7 protein-coding genes are annotated in these 8079 nt (G+C 55.6%); all 7 read left to right on the forward strand.

What is annotated here, in order from left to right:
- The first annotated feature begins 11 nt into the window (after nucleotides 1-11).
- The 7 genes from Q4D85_RS06975 (at nucleotide 12) to Q4D85_RS07005 (ending at nucleotide 8058) form a co-directional block, all read left to right on the forward strand.
- Nucleotides 12-1088 (forward strand): ABC transporter substrate-binding protein, encoded by a 1077-nt coding sequence (locus Q4D85_RS06975; RefSeq protein WP_303199215.1) that lies wholly within the window; start codon nucleotides 12-14, stop codon nucleotides 1086-1088.
- Between the two features lie 221 nt (nucleotides 1089-1309).
- The gene (locus Q4D85_RS06980) at nucleotides 1310-2551 is read left to right on the forward strand and encodes an MFS transporter (RefSeq protein WP_303199217.1); all 1242 of its coding nucleotides are present in this window, start codon (nucleotides 1310-1312) and stop codon (nucleotides 2549-2551) included.
- 91 nt (nucleotides 2552-2642) lie between these two features.
- Entirely contained in the window at nucleotides 2643-3884 is a 1242-nt protein-coding gene (locus Q4D85_RS06985; RefSeq protein WP_303199219.1) for an MFS transporter, read from the forward strand.
- Nucleotides 3881-5050 (forward strand): hypothetical protein, encoded by a 1170-nt coding sequence (locus Q4D85_RS06990; protein WP_303199220.1) that lies wholly within the window; start codon nucleotides 3881-3883, stop codon nucleotides 5048-5050. Before Q4D85_RS06985 ends, Q4D85_RS06990 begins: the two co-directional genes overlap by 4 nt.
- The gene (locus Q4D85_RS06995) at nucleotides 5047-6366 is read left to right on the forward strand and encodes a hypothetical protein (RefSeq protein WP_303199222.1); all 1320 of its coding nucleotides are present in this window, start codon (nucleotides 5047-5049) and stop codon (nucleotides 6364-6366) included. The genes Q4D85_RS06990 and Q4D85_RS06995 overlap by 4 nt, the downstream gene beginning before the upstream one ends.
- A gap of 14 nt (nucleotides 6367-6380) precedes the next feature.
- Nucleotides 6381-7598 (forward strand): hypothetical protein, encoded by a 1218-nt coding sequence (locus Q4D85_RS07000; RefSeq protein ID WP_303199223.1) that lies wholly within the window; start codon nucleotides 6381-6383, stop codon nucleotides 7596-7598.
- Between the two features lie 22 nt (nucleotides 7599-7620).
- Nucleotides 7621-8058 (forward strand): hypothetical protein, encoded by a 438-nt coding sequence (locus Q4D85_RS07005; protein ID WP_303199225.1) that lies wholly within the window; start codon nucleotides 7621-7623, stop codon nucleotides 8056-8058.
- The last annotated feature ends 21 nt before the right edge of the window (nucleotides 8059-8079 follow it).

Here is an 8079-nt window from a genome sequence, read left to right on the forward strand (position 1 = left end):
GAGAACACATAATGCGTATGAAAAAGGCAGTAGCCGCTATCGCGTTATCATCAGTTGTACTTTCCGCTTGCTCCGACAATGGCAGCTCTACCGCTACCTCCGCTAGTGGCGAGGCCGGTGCCGCAGGTGGCATCACCATTGAAAACTGCGGGCAAGAAGTAACCTATGAGGCCACCGACGACTTGTTCGTCAACGATGGCAATATCATTTCCATCGCGCTGGCTGCCGGTGCCAAGGACAATATCAAGTACGTGTCCTCGGTTCAGCGCGACATGGATATTCTCAAGGCGAAGTACGGCGCGGACGTCGAAAAGCTTAACGACGTCGCCAAAGAATACCCATCGCTGGAAGAAGTCGTATCCAAGCAACCCGATGTCTTCGTCGCTGGCTGGAACTACGGTTTCAACGAGGGTAAGAACCTCACCCCGGACACCTTGAAGGAACAAGGAATCGGTTCTTACATTCTCACCGAGTCGTGCCGCCAGGAAGGCACCGACAAGCGGGGAATCGTCGACCCATGGGAAGCCGTAGAGATCGACGTGAATAACCTCGGCACCATGACCGGCAACGAGGACACCGCCCAGAAAGTTGTTGCGGATCAGCAGGCACGTCTGGCCAAGCTCAAGGAAGCGCAACAGCCGGAGAAAGCCCCAGTCGCCTTCGTCTTCGACTCCGCCTCTGACACCATTTTCACCTCGGGTAGCTTTGGCGCACCGGAGGCAATCATCACGGCCGCCGGTGCCAAGAACGCCGCAAGCGACATCAAAGACACCTGGACCACCGTTGGTTGGGAACACCTGACGGCGAACACCCCGGATGTTTTCGTGTTCGTGGAATACCCCGGCCAGGAGTTTGATGAAAAGGTGAAGATTCTCAAGGAACACCCAACCACCAAGGATCTGCCAGCGGTCAAGGAAAACCGGTTCATCAACCTGCCATACGCTATGTGGACCTCCGGGCCGCTGAACATTGACGCCGCTGAGCACGTGCGTAAAGGTTTGGAGAAGTTCGGTTTGGCACCAGAATCGGATATCAAACCGCAGCTGGAATTGCCGGAATCCGTTCCTGGCAAAGAGTATTTCCAGTAACCATCACTTCAAGTACCTAACACACTAGCCGGTCCCAACTGGGACCGGCTGTACCATTGCGCGCCTAGGCGGGGAAGATTGCCACTGGAAACCCCGATCGTCTTTGCTGGTACTTTGGTATTGTCGCAGCGTCATCGGCGCATCCAATTACGCATTCTTTCGTGGCGTGTCATAGCGACGATTTTCATTAGGAAAACATCTTTTAACAAAAAGGCCTTATCATGACCGCATCGTCATCATCCCGTCAGCGCCCGATCGCGGCGTGGTTTTATCTTGGATCGGCGCTGAGTTCGTCGTTAGGCAATTCGGTGGCCAATATTGTGTGGCCGTGGTTGGTTTTGCAACGCACCGGTGATCCGGCTGCCGCCGGTTTGGTCGCCACCATCATCTTTATCCCTTCGATAGTGTTCGCCCTGGTCGGTGGGCACCTCATTGATACCATCGGCCGCAAGCCCATGAGCATTATTTCGGATACGATTTCCGCCGCGTCGGTGGTGGGACTGATCCTGGTGGATTGGTATCTCGGCCTTAACCTCTGGTGGTTTATCATCATCGGAATCATCGGTGCGGTGGGGGATATCCCCGGTGCCGCCGCTCGGAACGCCCTGGTCGGTGAAGTCTCGGCGACCTCGGGCAAATCTTTGGACTGGCTGGCAGGTGTGAACCAGGGATTGATGGGGATTAGCTTCTTCATTGGGCCAGCCGCCGCCGGAATCCTATTGACCGTGTTGCCAGTGTCGAGCATTCTGTGGATCACCGCTGGCTGTTCCGGGTTGGCCGCAGTACTCACCATTCTTATTCGCCTGAATGCGGTACCAAATACAGATAGAAGCCAAGAAAACGTTTTTCAAGGCTGGCGTGCGTGGCTGACCATTATCGCCGACGCGCCGATCCGATTGCTGGCGATTTCCGGCGGTATCGCACAGATTCTGGTGATGCCGTACTTGATGGTGCTGTTGCCTGCCCATTTCGAAAGCATTGATGCGCCAGCCTCAATGGGATTTGCGTTCTCCGCGTACGCGGTGGGCATGGTGATTGGTGGGGTGTGTATTGCACGCGTAGGGACAGCACGACGCCGCTTCCTATGGACGATAAGCATGGTGCTATACACAATATCTTTCGTGCTGATGGCATGGCTGCACAATTCCTATGCAGTGATTGCGGGAATGGCGATTGCTGGCCTTGGCAGTGGCTTCCAGGGTCCACTGATCACGGTGCTGGTCACCGAGTACGTCGTAGAATCGCTGCGGGGGCGTGCATTTTCGCTATTTACTGCGATTAGCCTCTTCGCGGCACCTATTGGCTTGAGCATCACCACCGTTGCACTCGGTTTTGTGGATATCTACGCGGTGGCAATTGGCTGTGCCATACTGTGGGCGATAGCTGCGGTCTGGTTCATCGCGGAAGGTATGCGCGTTATCGCCGATCCCGACCGTACATCCGAAACGGTATCTGAGCACTAGTCACATGCGGCACGTCATTCCCCGGCGACGGCAAAAACACAAGTGTTAGGGTTGATGTGTGAGTTAAAAAATCAACGCCAAAGGTTGGATCATGACCGTTCCTGCATCAACCGCCCATCGGCCCGCCGTTGCTTGGCTGTATCTGTTATCGGCGTTGAGCTCGGGACTTGGAAACGCCGTATCGAATATCGTGTGGCCGTGGTTGGTTCTCCAGCGTACCGGTGACCCGGCTGCCGCCGGTTTGGTAGCTACCTGTATTTTTGTTCCCTCAATTGGGTTCGCAATCGCTGGCGGCAATTTCATTGACCGTTTCGGCCGGAAACCCATGAGCATTATTTCCGATACGATCTCGGCGTTATCGGTGGTGGGCTTGATCGTGGTGGACGTGTATCTCGGTTTGAACCTTACGTGGTTTATCATCATCGGGATCATCGGCGCAGTGGGGGACATTCCCGGTATGGCGGCCCGCACAGCGCTTGCTGGCGACGTGTCTGTGGCGTCCGGCAAAGAATTGGACTGGTTGGCCGGAGCTAACCAGGCGATCCTGGGTATCAGTCTGTTCGTCGGCCCAGCGGTGGCGGGTGTATTGCTCACCGCCATGCCGATATCAAGTATTCTGTGGATCACCGCTGGTTGTTCCGCGTTTGCGGCGCTGCTTACCGTGTTTATTCGGCTTCACCCAGGTGCGTCCGATGTGCAGACTGAAGCCCAAGAAAATGTTTTCCGCGGTTGGAAATCGTGGTTTCGCATCGTCGCCGACGCCCGGGTGCGGTTGCTTGCCATCTGCGGCTGGCTCTTTAACATCCTCGCCATGCCGTTTTTGATGGTTCTTCTGCCGGGGCATTTTGAACGGGTCAATGAACCGATTCCGATGGGCTTGGCGTTATCGAGCTATGCGGTGGGCATGGTGATCGGTGGCGGCATAGTGGCGAAAGTGGGAACTGATAATCGTCGTCGACTATGGACTATCTCCATGTTGCTGACAACCGTGGGGTTCTGCTTGTTAGGGTGGCTGAGCAACTCCTACGCCGTGATCGCGGGAATGGCGATCGCCGGAGTTGGTTCCGGGCTGCAAGGCCCGCTGGTAACGGTGATCGTGACCGAGAACATTTCAGAAGCACTTCGCGGGCGGGCATTTTCGCTGTTCAATGCCATAAACTTGGTGGCAGCGCCGCTGGGATTATCCATCACCACCATCGTGTTGCGGTTTACCGATATTTACCCAACCGCCATCGGTTTCGCCGGAATATGGGCCGTTAGTGTCGTCTGGTTCATCGCCGAGGGACTGCGCGTTATGGGTACCAAACAACTACAAGAAGAAGCGACAGTGTGAGCGTCGACAAGCGAAAACTACCAGCACTAGAACAACTGCGCAAGGGGGAGCGGCTGCTTATCGACGCCCCCACCATGCCCGAAACCACGCCCGCGCGACAGGCTCTCGCTGCTGCGTTTGACTTGTGGGGACGATGCGAAAACACCGCTGCGCTGGAAACTACCGCTAAGGCCGCACGCCTTGCAGAAGACGACCCGGCGGCAAAAATGCAGGCAGCGCTGCTGCGGGCGTTGATTACATTCGACGATGACCTTACTGCCTGTGCGGCTGCCGCCGATGAATGCTTCGACCTGGCAGAGGCGCATGATCTGCCGCAGGTGCAAGCCCAGGCACAATACGTCAGCGCCAGGGTGCACCGGTTCGCAGGCCAACGTACAGGCGCCCCGGAACTTGTGTGCGAGGCGATCACCATCTGCGAGGAGGCGCTGGAAACACTTAGGGGGAAAACGGATTGCTTCGACCTGGAAGCAGAATTCATTGAGGCCTATCAAGACATAGACCCACACGCTGCCGCAACGTATGCCACCACACTTGCCGAGACGGCAACAACGAATGAGCACAAACAGCGCGCCTTCTTCCTAGCAAGCTGGGCATTTCTTGCGGCAGGGGACGCGCAACGTGCCTTAGGTGCTGCGGATGAACTCGCTGCCGTGGCCCGCACTAGCCTTTATACAGCGCCGCTAGACCGGCAACGCGAAGCCGCCGAAGAACTGTATTCCTGCCTTGAACACGCAGCGACCATGCGGCGATTCCTCCCCGCGCCCATTGCCGATGCGGAGTTTCACACGGCCATGCGGCTTATCGATGAAGCCGAAACCATAACCCAGAGCTACCTCATTGACGAGGATTTCTCCGCAACACACTGGCAGCGAACCACCGCCACCACGCGGGGCGATCTCAGTTGTCGACTGGGTCGTTACGACGAAGGCATGGCCATGCTTGCCGACGCCGAAGCCGCCGCGATCGCCGCCGACTGCTACCAAGAAGCCAGCCGAATCAACACCATCATGCGTGATTACGCGAAATTACACGACAAACCGGCAACAGTACGAGCACTGGCGAAACGAACATTAAACTACATGTGCCATGGGGGCGAATGCCACGATGACGCATTTTGGGAAACCACCCAGGCGGAAGCCGCCGCTGATTTATCATGGTCTGCGTGACCGATGCGATAAGTGGTAGTGAACTGCGGTGCGACCCGACAGAATCCCTTCCCACTTCAACGCAATTGCGCGCCGGGATGGATACCTACGACCACCGCGGCGAAGCTGTCGGTACGGATGCCGGACGTCAAGCGGCGTATCAATTATGGTCGGTCAGCGAAAAAGTGACGGAGTGGCAGGAGATCGAATCGCTGATAAACCGAACACTAGCGTGCGAAACCACCGACCCGTTGGGGGTTCAAGCCCACTGTTTCGACATTGCGCTATCAACAACCGGCGATACTGACGATTACTACCAGTGGTGGGATACACACAACCGCAACTGCATTGATTTTGCCCGCAACCACCAGTTGTGGCGGCTGTATTGCCAGGCCGTGGCGAAGCGGATCGAACGCGAAAATGATCGCATCTACCGCTATGCCACCGGCAGTACCAGCATTGATCGTGAGGAAATCTTCGCCCGTCAACGCGACATAATAGACTTCGGTGAGGCGGCATTAGCAACCGCTCCAAGCAATGCTGGATACATTTTTCATTCACTCATTGGGGTCTACCAGTCCTTTGGTGGTAAGCCTGCGCAACGTGCAATCATTGATCGGTGGATTGCTACGGCGAGTGATTCACGGGAGCTTTACGAGGCCTATTTTTGGGGATTTCTCCACACTGAACCAGATGCGTGTTGGCCATACGCACGTCACGCGGTTGAAATTGCGGAACAGATCGTGCACACCGCTAAACCCGATGACCTTCACGACGCCGCGATGATGCTGTGGGATTGCCACCGGGAAGTGGCAACCAAGAATTGGTTCAACGCTCAGCTACCGGAAAATATGGTGCAAAAATCACTTAGACATTTCGATAAATCAATTACGGTGATTACCACTTATCTCGCCAGTTCAGAAGGGCACCTGAGTATGCTGGTGGGCTCTTATATAGAGCGTGGGGATTTCTGTAAGCAGCATCACCGATACAGTGCCGCGCGGCGAAATTACCGTACAGCGGTGCGGCTTTCGGAAGAGTACGCCCAGGTCATGGCTGGAAACGCTTTAGATGAACACGAATCGTTGAACCTCATAGACGCGTGGCTAAAAATCGCTTACATTGACAAACACCGGAACAAACCACAGCTCGTGGCCCACACCCGCGACGTTGTTGACGCACTCATCAACACACTACCTATAGATGAAGAACTACTACCGTTCTACCGTGACAAGCTTGAAGAACTATCGCAATGGTGCGACCAGCACCAATACCCGGCCAAGCGGCCGCGACCACGACAACCACGGCGCACGAAACACCGGAAAACGAAGAGATAAGAAAGGCTAAGTGCATGGGAATCCCGTCCAGCGCGGCGCTAGCAGCCGGTGTGCAGCTTTTCGACGAACACGCCGTATCAGTCATCACCGATATACCTGCCACGAACCTGGCACAGATACACGCCGCAGGCGCAGATGTCAGCGACGACTGGTCCGAACTGGCAGGGACTTACGCACACAAGACTAACGATCCAACGTCGATTTATCTGCACTGGTTACTTGTGGTTTTCTCATCCCGCCACGCCGACCGGGTGTTCGACACACCTGAAGAAGTAGCAACCGAATTAGTGCGAATCGCGCGGGACGAGTCGCTGCCGCACATCAGTGTTCAGCTGGCGGTGGCGTATACCAAAGACGCAATTAGCCTGCTAGGCCGCAATACAAAAACCTGGTTGAGCGACGTGCTTTGGTGGGGCGACGCAATTTCGCAGGCGCTTTCCCCATACGCCGATATAACCGCAGTGCAGGTTAACCTCATGGAAACCCGGTGGCGAGTAGCATCCATGGAACCGAATCCGAAACCGTACATCATGACGTGCCTGTCGGATTTAAGGGATTTCGCCAGAAAAATAACCGATATACAGCAACAATTCGAAGCCTACAAAACACTGGCTATCCTCGCCGACATGGAAAAGCGAACTCGACTGAGCCAGACAAGCGCCAACGCCGCGTTCGGGATAGCATTTAACCTGTATAACCGGAGTGAAAGCGATACAGACAAAGCAAAAGCCGCCGAAGTAGTGTGGGATTACGCACGCGAATACCTAGACATGCGTTGTTTCCAACCGCTAACCCCTTCCGCCACTTTCGATCACACCACGCACATATTCCGTAAAGCATACGAAACAGCGTTACGCCATCTCGTGCCCGCGACATACTCCGCAACCGAACTTCAGGCACACTATGCCAACGACATGGCAAGCTTCCATGCCAGCCACCGCCGGTGGACATCCGCCGCCCGTTGGTATAAAACCGCCGCACAACTATTTGCCGCCTGCGGCGATACGCGTGGAATCGCCCGTGCGAAAACCGAGCTCATGCTCATCAAACGCAAAGATGGCATCGTAGCTGAAGCGGAAAAACTAGCCGCCGAAGTGCTGGAGATCCTCACAATCAGAAACAACCAACGCCACTGGGGCTATGATCTGGCCATAACAACGCAAGCCTGGTGCCGCACAAAGCGGCGGAAGAAACGGGCGGCGAGTGGGCGTCGAAAAGCAAAGTCCTATTAAGCGGCAGACACTAGGGGGTTCCATGACGCAGGAAGAAACGATGAACGAAACCACGTTAAACGCCGAGTATATGCAGCTTATGCCGCACATTACCGCAGATCACCATGCGCCGTTACCCACCACCGAACAACTTCGCGCCGGGTTGGAACTATTTGACCAACGCGGCGAGGCGGTGGGTAGTGATGCGGGGCGGCTGATGATTCGCGGGTTATTCCACATCCAATCCGACGCAGTGCGGGAGAATTTTGAACCGGCCCTGGAAACGGCGTTGGCGGCACCGACACATGACCCACTTAGTGTCCGGCTGCACGCACTCTATCTCCTGGCCGAATATTGGTCCTTCAATTTTGCCCACCATTATGCCGAAGACGACCGACAGACATTTTCACTGGCTAATCCGCCCTATTGCTACGTGAAGGAATGCTATGTTCCGGACGAGCTTTTCGTAGCGGTGTGGTAACGATCGTGTAGCGCCAGAGTG

It is taken from the genome of Corynebacterium sp. (assembly GCF_030532965.1).
Taxonomy (GTDB): domain Bacteria; phylum Actinomycetota; class Actinomycetes; order Mycobacteriales; family Mycobacteriaceae; genus Corynebacterium.